Here is a 21,817-nt window from a genome sequence, read left to right on the forward strand (position 1 = left end):
AAATGATGCACTCCCTTATGCCCAACACATTTTAACCAACGCATTGTGTAAGTCAAATGAGGAGTTAATTTTTTGAGGTACGTTGCGCCAAAAAAATTAACTCCTCCATCACAAACCTAGCTCAAGGTGTGATCACCATCTGCAAGTTGGCAGGTGGTGCAAGGGTTAATCCCCGACGGACAGGGCGGACTCGGTGCTGGCGCAATGGAGTCAAATGAAAGCGAGAGGCGATCGCCGCTAACACCAGTTTCATCTCAAACTGTGCAAACGCCATGCCAATACAGCGGCGGTTGCTGCCGCCGAAGGGCAAGTATTCAAAGGGGGAAAACTGTCGCTCTAGAAACCGCTCCGGCTTGAACTGCTTGGGTTCTGGATAAACGTCAGGGCGCTGATGCAATAGGTAAATGCAGGGAACCAGCCAAACTCCTGGCTCAAATTCGTATTCTTCCCAAGTTAGTGGAGCTTTGACGATGCGCGGGAAGGCAAACATGGCGATCGGATATAGCCGCAGGGTTTCCTGGCAAATTGCATTTAGGTAGGGGAGTTGGGCGATCGCCATTGGGTTACGCTCATTTCCCAAAGCGTCTAGCTCTTGCAGCAGGTTATCTAGCACACCCGGTCCAGTAAACACCCAGTACAGTGCCCAACTGAGTGCTGATGCGGTTGTCTCATGTCCTGCAACCAACAGCGTGATCAACTCATCGTGTAACTCTTCGTCACTCATCGGTTGACCTTCTTGATCTCGTGCTGCCAGCAGCAGGGAGAGAATGTCTGTGCGCGATGAGTCAGGCTGGCTGCGCCGTTCTTGAATTTCGGCGTAGAGCAATTCTGCTACCTGCTGTTTGAGCCGGAGAAATTTGCCCCAGGGACTCCGCGCACCCCAGTCTTTTCGCAACACTGGGAAAAACAGCAGACTGGCGCTCAAGGGTGAACTGATAGATTCCAGCAACTCAGTCAAAAGCTGTTTGAGCTGTTCAAATCGCTCTCCTTCTGCCAGTCCAAATACCGCTCGCAGAATCACCTGTAGCGTGATGGACTGCATCGACATCCGAACGGTAAAAGGCTGACTAGGTTTCCATTGGTCAATGACTTGTTCTGTAATTTCCCAGATCAATTCCCCATAAGCCCGCATTCTTTCTCCATGAAAGGGAGGGGTGAGCAGTTGTCGCTGCCGCTGGTGGCGATCGCCATCTAGCAAAATAAGGGATTGATCTCCCAACAAAAACTTCAGCAGCAGGTTGCCGCTGCCAGAGTCAAACAGCCCCGGATTGGAGAATATCTTTTGAATGTACTGAGGATTGCTGCACACCACCATTGGCACATCACTAGGCGCACGCAGGCAAAACATGTCGCCGTACCTTTGAGCGTAAGCTTCTAGGGTTTCTGAAGGATAGAAAATGGAGCGAATCAATCGGATGGATTGAGGTGTTTGCGGACCAGCCGGTAGTTTCATGACACGTTGCGGAATCAGCACGTTTTCAACTTAACGCAACTTGTGCTGGCTTTGACTAAGGAAGGTTGCAAACAGGATAAAGCCTGCACCCAAAAATCCTCTAACCCCTAATGCTTCTCCCAATAACCAAAAGGAAAAAATGGCAGCAAACACAGGCTCAAAGGTGTAAAGTAAAGCCGCTTCATGGGCTGAAATCCAACGCTGAGCTAATGTCTGAGTCCAAATTGGAGTAGCTGTCACGACCAGTCCAAGGTAGAGCAAGACATAAAAGTGATTTGCAATTTCGCCTACCTGTGTGGTCAACTGTGGCAGTGCCCATGCACCACTCAATAGTGCCATGACCAAAAGCTGAACAGCGACTAGAGGTTGAGTTGGGTGACGCGGTGTAATCCACTCAAGCAGCAGAATGTAAATGGCAATTCCAATGGCACAACCCAAAGTGAGAAAATCGCCTCGATTTAAGCCGCCACCCTCCCAAGACAAAATGCCGATGCCTGCGATCGCCACTCCAGCCGCCACCAAAATCCGACCGGGCAAGCGTTGTCCCAGCAGAGAAGCAAGGATTGGCACAAAAATTACGTTTAAACTCACAACAAAGGCAGAACGATTGGCAGAAATAGTTTCTAGCCCAATCAGGGCAAAGGTACATTCGGCAAAATAGATGAGCCCTAACAACACACCATCTCGAATTAAACTCATATTCAGCCGACGCAACCAGGGGAGAAAAGCGATCGCCGCTACCCCAAACCGAACAGCGAGAATTGCTGAGGGAGAGATGCTACCCATCATCTGTTTGAGCAACGGAAAGGACGTTCCCCAAATTAATGTAGTCATCAAAAGTAGAAGAATGCCCTTGTTGTGAAGCGTTTTAGCTGCTGTCATGATGTCGGACTGATAAAGAGTTCCAGTCTGTTTTTGTCTGGATGCCTTACTCTATTTCCTTCTGCTAACCGCAGCAAACCACAAATCGAATCTCATCTATCAGTGAATTCGATGGATAAAGATTTTCCCAAACGCTTATCTTTGGGACAATTTAGCCAATGGGTAGGTTAGTTCTATGGGACATGACCGTCAAAATCAGCTCAAGCTGTTTCAACTACAAGTTTTGATTGCGATCGCTGACTGTGGCAGCTTTAGTGAAGCTGCCTTACAGCTACAGATATCGCAGTCAGCAGTCAGCTATGCGATCGCCAGTTTAGAAGAAGATTTGGGTGTAGTTTTGCTATCTCGCGGTCGCTATGGAGCACAACTCACCCCCGTCGGCGAACAAATCGTAGACCGTGCCCGCCAGGTTAAATATTTGTTAGATGACATATTTAAGCAGGCAAATCTGGCACGAGGGCTGAGCGGCGGTCATGTCCGAATTTCTTCCTTTCGCAGTGCCGCAACTCACATTTTGCCCGATGTGATCGCTGAATTTTGTCGGTTGTACCCAGCGATCGCCATCAGCATTGCCGACTATGATGACCGTCCCGACGTTGAAGAAGATTTACGCAAAGGACGAGCGGATATTGGTATCACTTACTTTCCTCAGAGTCATGAATTTAAAACATGGGAACTCATGAGAGATGAAATCGTTGCTCTGTTTCCTCCCAACTTTAAGCTAAAAGGAACTCATCTCACCTGGGAAGAATTAACCGCTTACCCCTTAATCATGGCTCCTGATGGCGATAGTTGTGATGCAATGATGTATGCCCACTGTGAGAAGCATGGAGTAAACTTGCGCCCGACCTACCAGATCCGATCAGATGCCACCATCATGAATATGGTGGCGAAAGGATTAGGCATTGCTCTCAGTCCAAAGCTAGCAACTGAACCTGTACCAGCAGGAGTGCAAGTTTATGAGTTACCTGTTCCAGCCCATCGAATTATTTGTGTATCTGTTCTAGTAGATGCTTTGTTAACTCCCGCCGCTTACGCCTTCCTCGATCTGCTGAAACAGCTCTATTATCCAGCGGGTCATGGATAAGTCTCTTTTGAGAAATGGATGGAAGCTTAGCTCCCATCCATTTCTTGCTCCAACTTAAATGTCAATCTTCGTCCAATCAGGTTTCACCCATTCTTAGGCAACAATAGAAAATTGGTTAGCGGTTAGTGTAGGTGAACCCGTCAAAGCAGCAATTTTAATAGCTGCCTGCGAACCAACGCCATCAATATCAAAGTAGAGCGCTCCGCTGTGGTAGAGGAAGTTAGCACTACTACCAATCGTACTGCTGCCCTGAACAAAAACCCCTGTAGATGAGGCTGTTCCGGCACTCAAACCAACACCACTTGCTAAGCCGCCGCCAAATCCAGAGGCAGAAATTTGGAAAAGGTCATCGTTGCTAAAGTCTGCGATCATATCGCCACTATGATTGCGAGACTTGTAGCCAAACGTATCTGCACCACCACCACCCGTCAACAAGTCATCTCCCGCTCCACCTGTAATCTTGTTCGCACTAGCATTGCCGATCAAAACATCGTCATAGGACGAGCCAGTCAAATTTTGTACTCCAGCGAGAAAACTGCGCTTGACCAAACCCTGATACCAGGCATCACCTAACTTGTCATAGCCGCTAGCAGTGGGGTGTAAGCCATCCGAATTTATATCACTCAAGCTTAAACTGCCGCCTGCATTAACAAAGCTGACCTTTCTACCTGCGGCTGCCTTGTTTGAGATCAAGCCTGGTAGCTGTGCGTTAAAATCCTTGGCTCGCTGGGCACGAGTGGTACCTTTGATAGAACCATTGATAGGGGCGATCGAAGAAACAACAATTTGGGTATTAGGTGATTGGTTTGAAATCTTATCAATCAGGGTACTGATGTCAGACAACATCACACTCACTGTGTCTGTGCTAGCGTCGTTGGTTCCAGCCATCAACAGCAACACATCAGGCTGATAGGTATTGAGCAAACCGTTGTCTACTAATCCCGTAAGCTGATTGATTGTCCAGCCTGGACGACCCTCGTGGTTTTTGTCTCCCAAGCTGCTAGGCCCATTCAACTGTGAACCAACAAAATCAATGCTCAAGCCGTCATTGGTGAAATCTTCCCAAAGCTCGATTCGATAAGCCCCAGGTACTGCACCAACCGTGTGCTGTCCCGATGTAATAGAGTCACCCAACGGCATGATTTTAGGATTGCTTGCTGTACCAAAAACGGGAGCCAATCCAAGCTCTTTGGACAGATCAGCGATTACACCATTGCTAGCTTGACTGTAATCTCCTGCTGTTGGTACAGGAGTCGGGGTCGGGCTTGGAGAAGCTACTGGGACAAACTCGATGTAGTCTACCCGTGAAGCTTCCCCACCAACCAGATTGCCTTGAATCTGAATAGAGGTACCCTGGTTTAGGGTGATTCCACTAGCAACGGTACGACGAACAAAAGTCTGGCTGCTGGCACGGCTATTGCCTAGTTCTTGATTAAGACTCCAACTATCCACCTGGCTTCCGCCAATGGAAACCGAAAGCTGCGAAACTCCATCATTCTCGTCGTAATATCCAACGATTACGTTGTAGGTACCTGAAACGCCTGAAAATGAAGTTGTAGCGGTGCCTGTGGCGCTATCAACTCGAATAAATTTACCACCAGAAGCAAAACTACCCGATTCAACTCCGTACCCTGAGCGAGTCATATTTTCTGCTTCGATCCGTAGTGTAGAAGCAGGAGCAGGGGTTGGAGCAGGAGTAGGAGTAGGCGTGGGAGAAGGTGCAGGCGTGGGAGAAGGTGCAGGCGTGGGAGAAGGAGTAGGCGTGGGAGAAGCAACTGGAATGAATTCGATGTAATCAATTCTGGTTCGCTCTCGTTGCTCAGCGTCAGGTGTTCCCTGAATCGAAAAGGAAGTACCTTGATTGAGGGTAATACCTGAAGCAACAGTACGCCTTACAAAAGTCTTGCTGCTGGCACGAGTATCTCCTAGGTTTTTGTCGAGGTTCCAGCTATCAACTTGGTTACCAGCTACATTTACCGAAAGTTGACCGACACCGTCGCTCTCATCGTAGTAACCGATTACCACGTCGTAAGTGCCAGCAGTGCCAGAGAAAATACCACTAGCAGTTCCAATGCTGTCAGTTAGTGCAATTAGCCCACTTCCAGAGGCAAAACTACCTGACTCAATGCTGTATCCCAACAAAGACAACTGCTCTGCTTCAATTCGAGTCGAAGCCATGATAATTTCTCCTAACTGTACCTACACAAACACGATGCCCAAACCGCGAACGTTACTCTGCGTAACTCCCTCATGGCATAAGCTAACGAATTTGTAAGCCGGCATACCATTTGCTAACCCGCGATTTTACCTACTCTTCATCGGCTGTTTGCTTATGAAAAGCATTTGTAAAGTTGGCTACAGTCTTCCAGGAACATACGCAAGCTTGAGCGTGAAGCATTATCTTCGCGCTCAAGTTGCTCAAGTTGCTTATTCTTATCAGCAATAACCTGAATAATTGGGCATTAGGAAGGACAAAAGATCCCCTAATGACCTACTGAGTATTTAGCTCACGCTTTAACTTTCAGCTTTCGCAAAGCCACAAGAGTACCAGCAATAACGACAGATCCTACAACGGAGGAAGGTTCTGGCGTAGATGCAGGTGGTGGAGCAACTGCCAAGGTCTTTGTCCAGGTGTAACGGCCTGTATAAGACTCGCTGCCATCATTGGTAGAAACTCCTGTTGAGGTTGCATTAAAACCATAGGCATAGTAAGTGCTATCACCGATCGTTACCTTGGCAATTTCGCTGGCTTGAATTGAACCTTGAGTCTGTCTGGCAAATCCTAACAATATAGAGTCCCAAATTAAGTTACCAGTACTGTACTGCCTTGTTAAGATTCTAGGTTTCAGATCCAAGTGTCCGATCAGATCTAGCTTTAGCTCTCCTGTGACGCTGTCTAAAGTGAGTGAACCTACATTAGGATCACCAGAACTGGGTAAACCCGATGTGATGATAGAAGACCGTGCCGCTGATTGGAGGGCAGGAGTTAGGGTTGACCAGAGGCTACTCACTTGGCTATTTGAGGCAACGAAATCATTCAACCATTGATTTCCGAATACTGCCCAATCAGATGCTGTAACGCTCTGCACGGTTACGTTATGGTTGCTAAGGGTGCTACTAAAACCAACATTGGAAGTAGGATTTTCAGTAGTATGCCACAGTTCTACATTGGAGGTAGGGTCACTGTCTTGTAGAGCTGCTATAGCTGCACTGACATTGTTGACCGAGAAAGTACCGTTTGATCCACCTGCATAGGTTTTGTAGTTGGACGTATTAAAGGTAATGTTTTGTGGGGTGAATACGGCTGCGTGAGCTGGGCTAGCGATCGCCCCTACACTCAGGCACGCAACAGTTCCGAATAAAACTCGTGAAAGAGCCTTAACCATGCTGAATGTCTCCAAATTTATCCAAGTTGTGTTGACGGATTTCAGTCGAGATACAGAATCATGGGGCGAATAATGTACTGTCTCACGACTGCAATGATGGGTAGAATGAGGGCACTTTAGCAGCCAGCTGAAAAGTAAACAGTGCAATACATTCAACCGAACAAATTTTGCTGCTGCCTATTGTTTATTCTAGAAAAATCAATGACTAGAATGAATAAACCTAAACACGATTTAGACAAGAATTTAATGAAAAATAGTAGCAATTTTTGTGCAAAAAACTGCTTTGGTTAGTTGTAATTACAGAGGATTTTATCCCTCATCTCTATTAACGCAAAACCTACTTGAAGCTGACTAAGCCGGAGGAACCGTAATTTTTCTAATCTTTATAGAGCAGTTTCAAGTAATCCTAAATTAGGCATTCTTCAAGAACCCATGCCTACTTCACCTGATAGGTAGCTAAACGGGCAGCTTCTTCAACTGTGTTTTGGTAGAAACGCTCGTAAATTTCGAATAACTCATGGTACGTAGATGCATGTTGAACATTGGGCTGATGGCGGTAGGTGATGCGAATCAGGGGTTGAACTTGTTCAAGATTCTCCATTGCGCCGACAGCGTACATTGCGAGCACCGCAGCACCAAAGCTACTGCCCTCATAGACTTCTGGAACAAGTACCTCTGCTTGAAACAGGTCAGCCATCATTTGTCGCCAAATTTTTGACCGAGCAAAGCCCCCCGACGCTCGAATGACTTGAGCTGAGCCCGCTAAGTTCTGTAACGCTAAGTAGATACTGTACACACTGAAGAGTACACCTTCTAAAACCGATCGGATTAAGTGCGATCGCTGATGGTGTAATCCCAATCCAAAAAATGAGCCTCTCGCTTGGGCATTCCAATAAGGCGAGCGCTCACCCGACAAAAATGGCAAAAAGATCAACCCTTCTGCCCCAGCAGAGACGGTAGCCGCCGCCTCGATCATAAGTTCATAGGGATCGCGTCCCAACTGTTTCGCCTGAGCCACTTCCGCTTGGCAAAATTGATCTCGCAGCCATCGCAACACAATTCCCCCATTGTTTGACGGGCCACCAATCACCCAATGGTTTTGGGTAAGTGCGTAGCAGAAGGTACGTTCTTTTGGATCAATCAGCGGTTTGTGAGCAACAGTCCGCACGGCAGCACTTGTACCAATGGTAATTGCCATCTGATCTGGTGTAATTGCCCCAACCCCCAGATTTGCTAGCGCTCCATCATTTGCGCCAACTACTACAGGCGTATTGATTGCCAAACCCATTGCTTCTGCATAACGAGGTTTCAGACCTCGCAGTATATGGGTAGTTGGTACAAGTTGACTTAATTGAGTTCGCTTTAGCCCTGCGATCGCTAGTGCTGCCTCATCCCAATCCAACTTTTCAGGGTTAAGTAAGCCTGTGGCAGAGGCAATAGAATAGTCCACTACATATTTGTCAAAGAGTTGATGAAGAACGTACTCTTTAAGGGATACGAATTTTGCAGCTTTGCTAAATGTCTCTGGATCTTGTTCCTGCATCCACAGCAACTTTGTCACTAAAGAAGTGGGATGTGTAGGTGCACCCGTGCGCTGGTAGAGTTCGTGTCCTTTACCACTTTCTTTTAAGCGCTTCACTTGGGGCGCACTACGGTTGTCCGCCCAGATGATGCTATGAGTCAGGGGGTAACCTTTAGGGTCTACTGCAATCAGGCTATGGGTTGCAGCACCAAAGCCAACCGCAGCCACTTCTGATGCTGAAATTTGAGCTTGGTCAATCGCATCGCGAACCGCAGTAATGACAGCCGCGAAGATATCTTCTGGTTCTTGCTCTGCCCAAGATGGATGAGGCGTAAGCAAAGGATAGCCTTGATTACCAATCCCCTTACTCGCACCTGAAGCAGAAAACACAATTGCTTTAGTACTTGTTGTGCCTATATCGACACCAATAAAGTAAGGTGAATTCATGAATTCATCAGGGAGTGAGGGGGCAAAGGAGTGAGGAGGTAAGGGAGGGAATGAGTAGACTTCTACTGACCTCCCGCCCTTAATTCCCAGTCCTTGGGGTGTGCTTTAAAACTACCTTAAAGGTTGATTCTCCGGGTGCTAAGCGTATATAGAATTTGCTGAAGAAAATTTTGCTAAGAATCACAACTGGAATTTCGGCGATCGCCCCTAAAAAACTACCCATCCTAAGGCAACTCCAATTAGTGATGCAATGGCTACTGACCTCGAAGTTGGTGAGATGTAGCTGTGGGCGATTGCCAATTCTGCTGCTTAAGGTAGTCGGGAGAGCGAGGCTTATTCAGGTCACAGAATATGTCGATAAGCTGATGCTCAATTAATAAAACAGTGGCTATTTACCTCCTAGTTTATATATTAAACCGGCAATCATTGATCCTACGTTTTCTAGGCTGTAACCGTTGGAAACGCTAGATTTCCTTTTGGGACTTACGTTGCCGGGTTAATAGGTAGCCCGAAGTCCAGCTTTAAGTTGCTCTTTTGAAGGGATAGTCCACGAGTAATTACAAGGGAACGCAAAACTAGATAGAGCGATCGCCAACCTAGATGTGGAGTAATAACTAATTTATCAACACAAGATCAAGCGTTTCGTCGCTGAATTGGCTGAAAATCTCGGCTACTAAGAACAAATTTTAAGCAGTTAGTTCCATAGCATAGGATTGCTTTGAGATCAGTGAGTAAGCTAGATTAATAATGTTTAAAGGAAGCGAATGCCAACCCGATCAGGAAAGGCAAAATCATTGTAAAAATGTCTGACACTTTGCAGATCTTCTTGGGAATTGAGTTTTTTAAATACGAGGAAAACCTGTGACTCAAGCTTTACTGACAAGAAATGAAGCTCTGAGTCCTCCTTTGAAATGGGCAGGTGGAAAACGATGGCTAGTGCCAACTTTAAGGGAAGTTTGGCGATCGCATTCAAGCTTCAGATTAGTAGAACCCTTTGTAGGAGGAATGGCTGTTGCACTAGGTTTGCAGCCTAGATCAGCCCTTCTCAACGATTTAAACTCGCACCTGATCAACTTTTATCAATGGCTACAAAAAGGGCTATTAATTGACATTCCCTTAAGAAACGATTCTGACTATTACTACCTTTGTCGGCAGAGATTCAATGAACTGACTCGCAACAATCAGGCAGAAAGTTTAGAAGCAGCCAAGCTGTTCTATTTCATGAATCGCACCGGGTACAACGGATTATGTCGGTTTAATAACAGCAATCAGTTCAACGTTCCTTTTGGTCGGTACAAAACTATTCACTATGTTGAAAATTTTCTACCCTACACTCATGCTCTAAAAGACTTTGAGTTTGTTTCTATGGATTTCACCGAGTTGCTGACTCATTCCAATGATTTTATTTATGCAGATCCGCCCTACGATGTGGAATTTACCAAATACAGCGCAAATGACTTCAAGTGGCAAGACCAGATTCGCCTAGTAGAATGGCTCAACCGTCATAATGGACCGGTTGTTGCCTCGAACCAAGCAACCGATCGCATCATTGAGTTATACAGCGATTTTGGATTTTCCATTGAGCTGCTAGATGCCCCTCGGCGTATTGCTTGTAATGGCGATCGCAAACCTGCTAAGGAAATTCTCGCTTACAAAAACCTATCGACCGTTCTTAGCCACCCCGCTAAGTTTTTGTATTAAAATATACCGTGTATATACTTAGAGATACAATGTATCATTTTGTCGAAGTCCGTATTAAGCCCATAGCCTAATGCTCTGTCGATAAATACGCTGTTAATAGAGTGTTGATCTTCAACTTGCTATAAGTAACGCGATGCATAAAGAACCTGGATGGGGCTACTAGCAAGTTTGCAGTTGCACTTACGATTTCATCGCATAGGGCAAAGATGGGGCAAAAATGAGTACTGACCTTGACTTGGAACAGACAGTGGCGATCGCCAAAACACCTTCACAACCCGCTTTTAGGAATACAAAAAGGGGAAAGGGTGCTACTACCTATGACTTCAAAGTGCAAATCAGTTCCGGCTCATTAACTGGCAAAACCTTTGAGGGTTCTTTTAGCTACAATGCCTCTACCCTATCTGGAGAAGGATTTGAAACCATTGGACTTGCTCAGGGGCTAAACGTTTCCTTCAACTTTCTCAACCACAAATACAGCGAAGCAGATGATGTCCGGTTTCCTGACTCACCCGTTTTGCAGTTCAAAGATGGAGAATTATCTGGGCTGAAATATGCCCCATTTGACTTTATCTTTCACCTCAGTAGTCAGTCTAATCAGAGCCAAAGTGCCTTTACCTATGACGTGGCTGTGGGCGAGGGTGAAGGTCAAGTCAGTTACGTTCAGCGGGAATCTGCTGCATCTACACAGAATACGCCTAACCTTACAGGGCTTGCTTTCTCTGGTCTAAGTTGGCTGTTACGGAAAAAAGCTGTCTCTCCCCAGAAAGCCTAAAACCCATAATCTGTACAGCGCTACACACCTGGAATTAAAAAGTGCCCACCTAGCAGGCAGGGCATTTTTTAATTGAATGATGGCACCAGTCACTCAAGTTAGGACAGAAAGAAGGGCACCGGGCAAAGCCCGGTGCCCTTCTTTCTGTCCTAACCTATATGGCTACAGCTATACTAGACCTCACGCAGGAAGTCGTACTAATTAGCGGAAGCTGATGACTGAGGTGGCATGACTACTTTTTTCGCTAAACCCAGTGTTTTTAAAACTTGAATTGCCCACCAGGTAACGTCTACTTCCCACCATTTCCAACCTGCTTTTGCCACATTAGGATGAGCATGATGGTTATTGTGCCAGCCTTCCCCATAGGTGAGAAGGGCTGCCCACCAGAGATTGCGAGATCCGTCTTCTACTTCAAATGAGCGATAGCCAGTCATGTGAGTAGCAGAATTAATTGACCAGGTGCTATGCCAGAGTATGACTGCTCTCAAGATTGAGCCATAGATTACAAAAGACCAGCCGCCTAATGCGAAGAGCAACAGTCCTAGAGGAATTTGCAGCAGCAGAAAGTTGCTATCGAGCCAGCGGTAATAAGGGTCACGAGCTAAATCAGGCGCGTATTTCTGGTAAGTTTCTCGCTTAAAGAATTCAGCACGAGGATAGAGTAACCACAACATGTGGCTCCACCAAAATCCACGGCTGGCAGCGTAGGGGTCTTTATCTGCGTCTTCAGTATAAAGATGATGTTGGCGATGTCCAGAAACCCAGAAAATCGGACCACCTTGGAGTGCTAGAGCACCGATCGTAGCAATGATGTATTCCAACGGTTTAGGAACTTGAAAGCTGCGGTGCGTTAGGAGGCGATGATAGCCTAGGCAGATGCCAATGCTGCCCAGTAGCCAGTGTAAAAAGATCGCGGCACCTAAAGCAGACCAGGAGAAAAACCAGGGAGCCAACAGTGCAAGAAGATGGATTGATCCAAAAAAGACCACATTTACCCAGTTCAGCACCAGGGGCTGACCGCCTGCAGTGACGGTTTGCATTGAATTAGAAGTCATAAATCTTCCTTAAAAAATGCCTTGCATCAATCCAGCCCATTCAGGAAAGCCGTTTGGAACACTTAAGTTTTCCTTTTGTTGATTTGGCTTCACGCTGATTTAGGAATACCGTTAAAGTAAAAGGGGAGTGCAAGTGCTACTTACATTCTTAGCGTAACAACGTTCCCGTTTAAATGCAAGTAGCACTTGCATATTTTCATGAGTTCTCAATCTAATTCAACTCGACAGCGTTTAATCCGAGCAGCGCTTCAGCTATTTACGGCTCAAGGCATCACTGAGACGACCACTCGACAGATTGCTGAACTGGCGGATGTGAATGAAGTAACGCTATTTCGACAGTTTGGCAATAAGCAGGGTTTGCTTCTGGCGGTGATTGAAGACACGGGAATTTTCACTCGTTTAGGAGAGTCTTTGGGGCAAGCAGCCAATAATGCTGATGATATTACTCATGCGCTCAATTCCTACGGCGAAAAATGTTTGCAGAAGTTAGACCAGATGCCAGAGCTTGTCCGATCGCTGATTGGGGAAGCAGGAAAATTTTCTTTAGAAAATCGGCAGGCGTTGGGGCATGGGTTAGCTCAAGTCAATCACTATACGGCGCAATATTTAGCAACTGTGCTTCAAGGGCACCCGCTAACTCACTTTTCGGTAGAGAAGCTGGCTGGATTTCTCAACTTGTCGCTGTTGGGATATGCCACGCTTGAGTTGACTAGTGAGTTTCATGACCTTTGGAGCGATCGCCACGATTTTGTCATTGACCTGGTGGAATTATTGCTTCGGAGTGCTGTATTGATTTCGGAACAAACCAGTATTCCTTCAACGACCGCCGACTCAGTTGACGCAGACGAGGTTAAGCCTGCTTTAGCAGGTTCAAAGCCAGCCGTCGCGGATTTACCTGCCAGCCTGGTTCAAACAATTTTGCAGCGGGCGAAAAAGTTGGATGTTCAAGACTATGCTTTGGCCTATGTTCTATTCGGGGCGGGTTTGAGTCCTGTAGAAGTTGTCGGGCTGCGGCGATCGCACTACCTTCAAGAGACGCAGCAGCATTTGCTTCAAGTCAATCAAGGGGTATCTCGTCAAGTGCCCCTTAACCAATGGATCATGGGACAACGCTACGGTTCTGTGACTCGTAATCCTTTAACGCAGTGGCTTAAAACTCGTAAGGATGATGGAACCGCTCTATTTCTAAATGAGGCAGGAAGTCCGATCTCAGAAGTGGAAATTCGTCTGCGCTGGCAGGTCTGGGTAGAAGATTTGACCACGCTATCGGGACAACCTCTGCGGATTGAGCAGGCACGGCAAACCTGGTGTGTGGAGATGTTGCTGAGGGGAATTAGCCTGGAAAATTTGAGTATTCTCAGCGGTTGGACTGCTACACAGCTACAGCCCTATGTTCAAAGAGCTAGAGAAAAGGCTGCTTTACAGCAGGCAATTCGATTAGATCAAAAGCCCAAAGGACAATCTGCTTCCCCTACTACTACGGGACAAGATTTAGAAAACCTTTGATGCGCTGGTCAAATGGCTAGTCTAGCGTCGTATGAGTTGTTTGTAACATTCCTCATTTTAGCTATTCTCCGGTATCTAAGATTACATCTTCCCGCTGAGAGCCTTTGCTAAGTTCATCCTCGAATTCAATAAATTTTGGTGTGAGGATTAGATGCGTAAGTTCCTTTGGCGAACGCTGCTGCTGAATGTAGCAGCTTTGGCTTTTTATTGGGTCGGTGCAGGGGAGGCGATCGCTAGCGAAACCGAAATTCGCCCAGTTTCTCAAAACTCTGATTCTCAAAACTCTGAACCGCAAGCAGCATTCACTTCTGTTGAGGCGCTTGAATCTTTTGTTGAGTTTGAGAACATCGATCGTTCAGCCCTATCGCCTAGTGGGTTGGAGATTGCTCAAACAGAGGTTCCAAATACTACCCGTATAGAGCCTACTGAGATATTCTCAGCAGAACCAAGCCCAGCAGAACTAACCCCAGCAGAATCAAGTATGGAGAATGGCGATCGCATTTCTCCCATAGCTGAAATAGAATCACCTTCCTCTGTCACACACACTGCTTCGTCACCCGATCTTCGGGGAGCGATGTCTCAGCTCAGCTCAGTTTCCCAGCTATCTGACGTTCAGCCCACGGACTGGGCTTTTCAGGCAGTGCAATCTCTCGTAGAGCGCTACGGCTGCATTGCCGGATACCCTGATGGTACCTATCGCGGCAATCGATCGCTGACTCGCTACGAATTTGCAGCAGGGCTAAATGCCTGTCTCGATCGGGTCAATGAGCTAATTGCTGAGGGTCTGGCGGATGCAGTGTCCCGTGAAGACTTAGCAACAATTGAGCGACTGCAACAAGAATTTGCAGCAGAACTGGCTAGCCTGCGCGGTCGGGTCGATACGCTGGAAGCTCGAACCGCCGAACTGGAAGCAAACCAGTTTTCAACCACAACAACTTTAAGTGGCTTGGTTTGGTTTAACCTCACTGGAGCTTTCGCGGACGGAGATATTCAAGTAGAAACGTCTGATATCACAGCCCCTCCTGTAATTAGACCGGCAGGACGAGATCCCGTTACAGGTAGACCCCTAACTGCAGAAGTTACGGATGATCCAGAAATCACCTTTAGCAACTTGGCCTGGATAACGCTCAACACTTCTTTTACAGGGCGGGACAATTTGGTGACGCAGTTGGCGGTGGGTAATGGAGACTCCCCTGCTAATGTTTTCGCTTCGGCAGGTCTCTACAACACGTTCGGAGTTCCCTACACTGACCAAACGGGTGGAGTAAACATTGGCGATGTCACCGTAGTCGTTCGAGAACTGTTTTATGAGTTTCCGGTAGGCGACGATGTTCAAGTGATCGTTGGACCTAGAGTTAACTGGTACCGATACTTTGACAACAACAGCTTCACCTTCTTCCTCAACGGCACTAGCAGTTTCAACTCAATTGGCAGCACACTACTGAATACCATTGACCGAGGCTCAGGTGCGGTAGCGCTCTGGCAACTGAGTGACCAATTCCGGTTGGGCGTAGGCTATTTGGGCGAGAACAACGAATTCCTTCCAGCTAGCCTATTTAGAACTTCTTCGGACCCTGACGAGGGTTTGTTTGGTGGAACCAATACCCTGACTGCTGAGCTGACTTATTCTCCTACCAGCACCTTTAATGTCCGACTGCTGTACAACCGCTCTAATCTGAATGCCGTATTTGGACAAGTTGGTGGAGCACCCGGAGAACCCATCTATGGATTATTAGATGATGGAGCAGGTGGCGGATTGAATGACGCGACTGCCGATACCTTCAATATCAACTTTGACTGGTTGATTACGCCTGGTATCGGAATCTTCAGCCGATATACCTATGGCATCACGCACATCGAGCCAGGAGATGTAGACGCTCAGTCATTTCAGGCAGGGTTGGCTTTCCCTGATCTAGGTAAAGAGGGGGCTCTGGCAACGCTTTCATACATGATTCCTTTCTCAGTGCTAGACGGTCGTGAGTTATTGGTCTCGGGGGGTGGCGATGGTGGAGTGCAGTATGAATTTGAAGCAACGTACTACTACCCTCTGACCGATAACATTGCATTAGTTCCTGCGTTTTATATAATTGGCAACGCTAACAACTTTAGCGACAACCCAACTATCTACGTTGGCAACTTACGGGCACAGTTTGCCTTTTAGTCTGCCTTCTTAACATTCCTCAACAGCTTTTGTACAGACGCAGCTGATTGCGTCTGTACAAGACCCTGACTGGCATACAGCCTTGCTTCTTTTGATCTGAATACTCTGCTTTCCTTGAGCTAACTGCCTCTTGGTCAAGTTATCGATCAGTTTGTGAAGCGTTTTGTAACTCTTGTTTCGTCTTGTATGATCCGAGTCCCAGTCTCCACAAAATCCGAGTATCTTGGGAAACATAAAGGAAAGCTTAAGAACGAGAGGTCGCTATGACTCCCCTAATGTTGAGACAACTCTGGGCTTTAGTTGAGACAACTCAGTCCAACATTCTCTTAAGTTTGGATGATTCTAGTCTGGTGCAGTGGTTATTACGTCAGGTGCGCTCCGAGCGATCGCTTGACCATCATGAACTTGATGCGCTCAGTGCTTATATTCAATCCAGACTACCGCTGATTCGGGACTTGGCCCAAGGGCGCTAAATTTAATATTTAATTTTCAATCTTTAAGTATTTTTTATTGTTTCACTCATGTAACCTGTCACTCCTCTCAGCCCTTCTACGCAATTTATCGTTTGTTTATGGGCGGAGAATTGTGCAATTAGATACAAACAGAAAGCTAAAAGCGTTGGATGGTAGTACAGTTCAGTGCAGCAACCGGAGTCTAGGTTGTTCCTGTTTCTCAGACTCTTATCTTGTGTAGCAGAGGCGAAGCTTGAGGCTCGTCGGTCCAGTGTCTGCTGTATAGGTTGAGTCCTGTTAAGCGTTTGGGCAGCTACTCCAGACAATCTGCTATTGTGCCAATACTAATCTCTGTTTGTTGACATAGTGAGTGAGATTTATATGAGTAAGTGGGGTTCTCTGCTATTGGCAATGATGCTCGCCGTAGCACCAATAGCGGCTTGTAGTTCTTCATCCGATACGGCAGGAACCGAAGAGGGCGAAGGCGCTAGTGGTCACCTATCCACTGTTTTAGGGCGAGGCTCTTTAGTTTGTGGTGTAAACGGTCAGCTACCAGGGTTTAGTTTCGTCAATGAGACAGGCGAGTATTCGGGACTGGATGTTGACGTGTGTAAGGCGATCGCCGCTGCTATGTTCGATGATCCTGAGGCTGTTGAATATCGTAACCTCAGTGCCCAAGAGCGTTTTACTGCTGTTCAATCAGGCGAAATTGATGTGTTGATTCGCAACACAACTTGGACAATCAGCCGCGATACATCTGTTGGTATGGAGTTTGCACCTACCACCTTTTACGATGGTCAGGGCATGATGGTGCCCGTCGCGAGTGGCGTTGAAGATTTGGAAGGACTAGCAGGAAAATCTATCTGTGTGCAGTCGGGTACTACAACAGAGTTGAACTTAACCGATCAGATGCGGAAGATTGGCGCTGAATTTACCCCAATTGTATTCGACGACGAAGATGCGGTTTATGCAGCCTATGCTCAAGGGCGCTGCCAGGGTGTAACCTCTGACCGCTCTCAGCTTACTGCCCGTCGTGAAACCCTGGCGACTCCCGACGAACATGTGGTGTTAGATGTGGTGATGTCGAAAGAACCACTTGGACCAGCGGTTGCTAACGGGGATACGCAGTGGTCTGACGCTGTGAAGTGGATTACCTATGCTTTGATCCAGGCTGAGGAGTTCGGCATTACCTCTGAAAATATCGCCGAGTTTGAAAATAGCGAAGATCCAAGCATTCGGACTTTCTTGGGTTTAGAAGGGAGTTTGGGATCGGATATGGGCTTACCAAATGACTTTACAGCTCGTGCGATTAGAGCCGTGGGCAACTATGGTGAGATTTATGAACGCAACATCGGTGAACCGTTTGGACTAGAGCGTGGACCAAACGAACTTTGGACGAACGGAGGATTGCTCTACGCTCCTCCTTTCCGCTAATGCTCAGGAGCTAGTAGCTAGGCTCACCTTTTGGACTATTAGCTGTTAGAGTTTGCCGCAAGACTGATTTGTCATGTACTTTTGCGTGACAAATCAGTCGTCATTAAATCGATCTTCTGAAAGTCTGGACAATCTCCTAGTTCCTAACACCAGTTTTTAGCCCTGGGTCATTCGATCAATGGATGAAAAGATTCCGTTTTGGCGTGACGATCGCGTCCTTAAAATTATCGGACAAGTGATAGCAGTGGTCGTGTTTGTCACGGTCATGCTGATCTTGGGAAGCAATATCGCCCGTAACTTTCAAAGTTTAGGCATTACATTCGGATTTGGTTTTTTAAGACGAGCCGCTTCTTTTGGTATTGGTGATACGCCAATTCCCTATACTCCCAGTGATTCCTATGGGCGGGCTGTTTTAGTTGGATTGGTCAACTCACTGCGAGTGATGATCCTGGGCATTATCTTAGCCACTGTGGTTGGGATCGCTGTAGGAGTTGCCCGTCTTTCAGACAACTGGCTGCTCAAACAGATTGCTGGCATCTATGTAGAGCTTTTCCGCAACACACCTCTGTTGCTGCAATTATTTTGCTGGTACTTTGCGGTTTTTCTTAATCTCCCTGGCGACCTTGAAAATCCACCGCGCCTTCCAGGGCCTATTTTTCTGACTCAGCGTGGAGTTGATATGCCCTGGCCAGACGGAACGCTGCAAACCTGGCTGTCAGTGGCATTTTTGCTAATTAGTGCAGTTTTAGCCTTTATTATCTGGCGACGGCGCACCACGGCGATGGTGCAGCGCGGAGAGTCAGGGCGATCGCTCCAGATGATCTTGATCGGCATTGGCGTTCTTGCTCTGTTAGCTCTGATCTTCGGGCTTCAGTGGGATCGCCCAAACCTATCTGAAGGAGCAATTACTGGCGGGCTAAACCTCTCTCCAGAATTTGGAGCGGTGCTATTTGGACTGATCTTTTACACGGCTGCTTTTATTGCTGAAGTGGTTCGGGCAGGAATTCAATCTGTTACTAAGGGGCAATGGGAAGCCGCTAGAGCTTTGGGACTAAGACCTACATTAGCTATGCGGTTAGTAATTTTCCCACAGGCATTGCGGGTGATGATTCCACCACTGACGAGTGAGTACCTGAATCTGGCAAAAAATTCTAGTTTGGCGATCGCTGTAGGATACGCCGATGTGTATGCCACTTCTTTTACCACCTCAAACCAAACTGGACGCACCATCGAAATGATCCTGATTCTGATGGCAACCTACCTGACCATCAATCTAATCATTTCCTTAGGAATGAATACGTTTAACCGTTCTGTTCAATTGAAAGAGCGTTAACTTGCTGTCTGCATTCTTTTACCTTTGACCTCTCATGACCACAACAAATCCAGAGCCAAGTGTCGTTGCGGCTCCCCCGATTACCCGGATCAGCCCCGGAGCATGGGTTAAAAAAAACCTGTTTAGTGATTTGTTTAACACTATTCTGACGATTATTTGCTTGGGGGCGATCGCCTGGTTAGGCTACGGGCTGCTCACCTGGATCTTTACTCAAGCTCAATGGCAGGTTGTTCCAGCCAACTTGAGACTGTTTTTTGTAGGGCGATATCCTGCTCCACTCATGTGGCGACCTTGGACAGCATTGGGTATTATTGCCGTTTCGGCTGGGCTAACCTGGGGGATTTTAGCTCGCTCAACCTGGTTATTTAATCGAACGGGGTTGATTTTCTTGGGTGTGCTCGCGGTGCTTTTCGTCGCGCTGTCCGTTCCCGTTAGTCTCAACACGAGTCTTTTACTCTTAGCGATATTAGGGCTTAGCGTCGCCGCTGCCTTTGCTGGGCAACAGATCGGACAACGCTTTCCGACTTTGGTTTCCTGGCTGGCGTTAGGTTGGCTAGGAATTTTCTTCATCGTCTTTGGTCTGATTCGCGGCGGGTTGTTTCTTCGAGAGGTCAGACTCGATGACCTCAGCGGATTATTGTTGACTCTACTTACTGCAATTGTCAGCATTGTCCTTTCCTTCCCAATTGGAATCTTGTTAGCACTGGGACGACAGAGCAATTTACCCGTCGTCCGCTGGATGTCGATTGGCTTCATCGAAATTATTCGAGGTCTGCCGCTAATTACAATTCTGTTTATGTCTTCGCTGCTGGTCCCGCTGATCTTGCCACCTAATGTGCGGATTGATCGGGTGGTTCGAGCGATCGCGGGGTTAACCCTGTTTAGCGCTGCCTATTTAGCAGAAAATGTGCGGGGCGGTTTGCAATCCATTCCTAGAGGACAAGCTGAAGCCGCAAAAGCGTTAGGACTTAGCGCTCCTCTGGTGACAGTGCTGATCATTTTGCCGCAGGCGCTCAAAGCAGTTATTCCTACCATTGTGGGGCAGTTTATCAGCTTATTTAAAGACACTTCCTTACTCGCTATTATCGGCTTTGCAGAACTATTAGGAATTTCTCAATCCATCCTGTCTAACCCCAATTTTCTGGGTCGCTACCAGGAAGTTTATGCTTTTGACACGGTCATTTATTTCTGCTGCTGTTATGCAATGGCGTTAGCGAGCCGTCGTCTTGAAAAACAACTCAGAACTGAAAACCGATAAGTGTAATCGCTAACAGTTTGATCCCTTGCAGCAGCGTTATGTTGACGTGTAAAGCAAGTAGAACAGTTCACTATTCTGGCGCTAAAATCTAATAACTTCCACGACTTCAAAAAATCCCTTTAATTAGGACACAAATCCACTTAACGTCTCAAGGAATAAGCAAAATGACTCAAGCTCAAACTGATGCCGTTCAGCCCGAAATTGGTTCGGAAAAAGTCATCATCGCTAGAGACGTTGAAAAGTGGTATGACAACAACTTTCACGTTTTGCGTGGCGTTAGCCTAAGTGTGAATAAGGGTGAAGTGGTTGTTGTGATGGGCCCTTCTGGTTCCGGTAAATCTACCTTTATTCGCACTTTTAATGCGCTAGAGTCTTACCAGAAAGGAAGCATTGAAATTGATGGCATAAAGCTTTCTCATGACCTGAAAAATATTGAGACCATCCGTCGAGAAGTGGGGATGGTGTTCCAACAGTTCAACCTGTTCCCTCACTTAACAGTCCTGAAAAATGTTACGCTCTCGCCCATTTGGGTGCGTCGCTGGCCCAAAGCAAAGGCAGAAGAAGTTGCACTACAACTGCTGGAGCGAGTCGGCATCCTGGAGCAAGCGCACAAGTTTCCAGGGCAGCTTTCTGGAGGACAACAACAGCGGGTGGCGATCGCTCGTGCTTTAGCCATGCAGCCCAAGATAATGCTGTTTGATGAACCTACCTCTGCGCTTGACCCGGAAATGGTTCGTGAAGTACTGGACGTAATGCGAACTTTGGCCAATTCGGGGATGACGATGGTTTGCGTCACTCATGAAGTGGGTTTTGCGCGAGAAGTTGCTGATCGCGTAGTGCTAATGGACAGCGGTGTGCTGGTAGAAGAAGCTACGCCCGAAGAATTTTTCCAAAATCCAAAAGAAGAGCGGACGCAGAAATTCCTCTCTCAAATCCTCTGATTGCAGATGTCATACTGGAGAAGCACTGCTCTCTCCGGTTGACATGCTAGGAACCTTTCAACAAAGTAATCTCCGCATTGAAGTCGAAGCGTCAGAGGTAGACATTCGACACAGTCTTCTCCGTCCAGCCGAGTTTCAACAGTGGTTAGCTCCACAAACTTTTTCAGCAGGACTTCCCGATCAGCTAGCTTCAGGTACTGTTTACACCAGTTGGCTTGGGCCTTTAGCCATTCAACATCGGGTAGATTTGGCTGAACCTAATGGCTTACGGTTACTGCTGAGCCAAGGTATTGATGGGTACCACGAATGGTACTGGGGAGAAGGCTGGATTCAGTCTTGCTTAGCAGGGGTTTCAATTTTGCCACTGAGCCTTGGACAAACGTTAAGTCTGCTGCGACTTCAGCAGTTCTTGAAGAGTAAGTAGAAT

At 47.1% G+C, this 21,817-nt stretch carries 18 protein-coding genes; 12 read left to right on the top strand and 6 right to left on the bottom strand.

The window, feature by feature from the left end:
• Positions 1–121: 121 nt before the first annotated feature.
• Positions 122–1,453 (bottom strand): cytochrome P450, encoded by a 1,332-nt coding sequence (locus tag H6F88_RS06805; protein WP_190641982.1) that lies wholly within the window; start codon positions 1,451–1,453, stop codon positions 122–124.
• 30 nt (positions 1,454–1,483) lie between these two features.
• Positions 1,484–2,335, bottom strand: a complete 852-nt coding sequence (locus H6F88_RS06810) for a DMT family transporter (RefSeq protein ID WP_190641983.1) — start codon at positions 2,333–2,335, stop codon at positions 1,484–1,486.
• A gap of 175 nt (positions 2,336–2,510) precedes the next feature.
• Here H6F88_RS06810 and H6F88_RS06815 point away from each other — a divergent pair, with 175 nt between their 5' ends.
• Positions 2,511–3,422 (top strand): LysR family transcriptional regulator, encoded by a 912-nt coding sequence (locus H6F88_RS06815; protein WP_190641984.1) that lies wholly within the window; start codon positions 2,511–2,513, stop codon positions 3,420–3,422.
• A 93-nt stretch (positions 3,423–3,515) separates the two neighbouring features.
• Here the strand turns inward: H6F88_RS06815 and H6F88_RS06820 are convergent, their stop codons facing one another.
• The 3 genes from H6F88_RS06820 to H6F88_RS06830 all read right to left on the bottom strand — a co-directional run bounded on the left by H6F88_RS06820 (position 3,516) and on the right by H6F88_RS06830 (position 8,777).
• Positions 3,516–5,600 (bottom strand): GDSL-type esterase/lipase family protein, encoded by a 2,085-nt coding sequence (locus H6F88_RS06820; protein ID WP_190641985.1) that lies wholly within the window; start codon positions 5,598–5,600, stop codon positions 3,516–3,518.
• A 329-nt stretch (positions 5,601–5,929) separates the two neighbouring features.
• Entirely contained in the window at positions 5,930–6,808 is an 879-nt protein-coding gene (locus H6F88_RS06825; RefSeq protein ID WP_190641986.1) for an NF038130 family PEP-CTERM protein, read from the bottom strand.
• Between the two features lie 436 nt (positions 6,809–7,244).
• Complete coding sequence (locus tag H6F88_RS06830; protein ID WP_190641987.1) at positions 7,245–8,777, bottom strand: FGGY family carbohydrate kinase; 1,533 nt, start codon at positions 8,775–8,777, stop codon at positions 7,245–7,247.
• A 170-nt stretch (positions 8,778–8,947) separates the two neighbouring features.
• Between H6F88_RS06830 and H6F88_RS32900 the strand changes: the two genes are divergently transcribed.
• The 3 genes from H6F88_RS32900 to H6F88_RS06840 all read left to right on the top strand — a co-directional run bounded on the left by H6F88_RS32900 (position 8,948) and on the right by H6F88_RS06840 (position 11,250).
• Positions 8,948–9,154 (top strand): hypothetical protein, encoded by a 207-nt coding sequence (locus H6F88_RS32900; protein ID WP_206756427.1) that lies wholly within the window; start codon positions 8,948–8,950, stop codon positions 9,152–9,154.
• 484 nt (positions 9,155–9,638) lie between these two features.
• On the top strand, positions 9,639–10,478 hold the full coding sequence (locus H6F88_RS06835; protein ID WP_347277668.1) for a Dam family site-specific DNA-(adenine-N6)-methyltransferase: 840 nt from the start codon (positions 9,639–9,641) through the stop codon (positions 10,476–10,478).
• Between the two features lie 217 nt (positions 10,479–10,695).
• Complete coding sequence (locus tag H6F88_RS06840; RefSeq protein WP_190641988.1) at positions 10,696–11,250, top strand: hypothetical protein; 555 nt, start codon at positions 10,696–10,698, stop codon at positions 11,248–11,250.
• A gap of 197 nt (positions 11,251–11,447) precedes the next feature.
• Here H6F88_RS06840 and H6F88_RS06845 read toward each other — a convergent pair whose 3' ends face one another.
• Positions 11,448–12,305 carry a fatty acid desaturase gene (locus H6F88_RS06845; RefSeq protein ID WP_190641989.1) on the bottom strand — a complete coding sequence of 286 codons (858 nt, stop codon included), beginning with the start codon at positions 12,303–12,305 and terminating at the stop codon, positions 11,448–11,450.
• Positions 12,306–12,503: 198 nt separating this feature from the next.
• Here H6F88_RS06845 and H6F88_RS06850 point away from each other — a divergent pair, with 198 nt between their 5' ends.
• The 8 genes from H6F88_RS06850 to H6F88_RS06885 all read left to right on the top strand — a co-directional run bounded on the left by H6F88_RS06850 (position 12,504) and on the right by H6F88_RS06885 (position 21,814).
• A complete protein-coding gene (locus tag H6F88_RS06850; protein WP_190641990.1) occupies positions 12,504–13,811 on the top strand; it encodes a TetR family transcriptional regulator in 1,308 nt (435 codons plus the stop codon).
• Positions 13,812–13,962: 151 nt separating this feature from the next.
• Positions 13,963–15,972 carry an iron uptake porin gene (locus H6F88_RS06855; protein ID WP_242050434.1) on the top strand — a complete coding sequence of 670 codons (2,010 nt, stop codon included), beginning with the start codon at positions 13,963–13,965 and terminating at the stop codon, positions 15,970–15,972.
• Between the two features lie 263 nt (positions 15,973–16,235).
• The gene (locus H6F88_RS06860; protein WP_190641991.1) at positions 16,236–16,445 is read left to right on the top strand and encodes a hypothetical protein; all 210 of its coding nucleotides are present in this window, start codon (positions 16,236–16,238) and stop codon (positions 16,443–16,445) included.
• Positions 16,446–16,805: 360 nt separating this feature from the next.
• Positions 16,806–17,858: an amino acid ABC transporter substrate-binding protein gene (locus H6F88_RS06865; RefSeq protein ID WP_190641992.1), complete on the top strand. Its 1,053-nt coding sequence runs from the start codon at positions 16,806–16,808 to the stop codon at positions 17,856–17,858.
• Positions 17,859–18,036: 178 nt separating this feature from the next.
• On the top strand, positions 18,037–19,191 hold the full coding sequence (locus H6F88_RS06870) for an ABC transporter permease subunit (RefSeq protein ID WP_190641993.1): 1,155 nt from the start codon (positions 18,037–18,039) through the stop codon (positions 19,189–19,191).
• A 34-nt stretch (positions 19,192–19,225) separates the two neighbouring features.
• On the top strand, positions 19,226–20,449 hold the full coding sequence (locus tag H6F88_RS06875; RefSeq protein WP_190641994.1) for an amino acid ABC transporter permease: 1,224 nt from the start codon (positions 19,226–19,228) through the stop codon (positions 20,447–20,449).
• A 164-nt stretch (positions 20,450–20,613) separates the two neighbouring features.
• Positions 20,614–21,390: an amino acid ABC transporter ATP-binding protein gene (locus tag H6F88_RS06880; protein WP_190641995.1), complete on the top strand. Its 777-nt coding sequence runs from the start codon at positions 20,614–20,616 to the stop codon at positions 21,388–21,390.
• A 43-nt stretch (positions 21,391–21,433) separates the two neighbouring features.
• Positions 21,434–21,814, top strand: a complete 381-nt coding sequence (locus H6F88_RS06885; RefSeq protein ID WP_190641996.1) for a hypothetical protein — start codon at positions 21,434–21,436, stop codon at positions 21,812–21,814.
• Positions 21,815–21,817 lie beyond the last annotated feature (3 nt).

It is taken from the genome of Oculatella sp. FACHB-28 (assembly GCF_014696015.1).
Taxonomy (GTDB): Bacteria; Cyanobacteriota; Cyanobacteriia; order Elainellales; family Elainellaceae; genus JAAUTN01.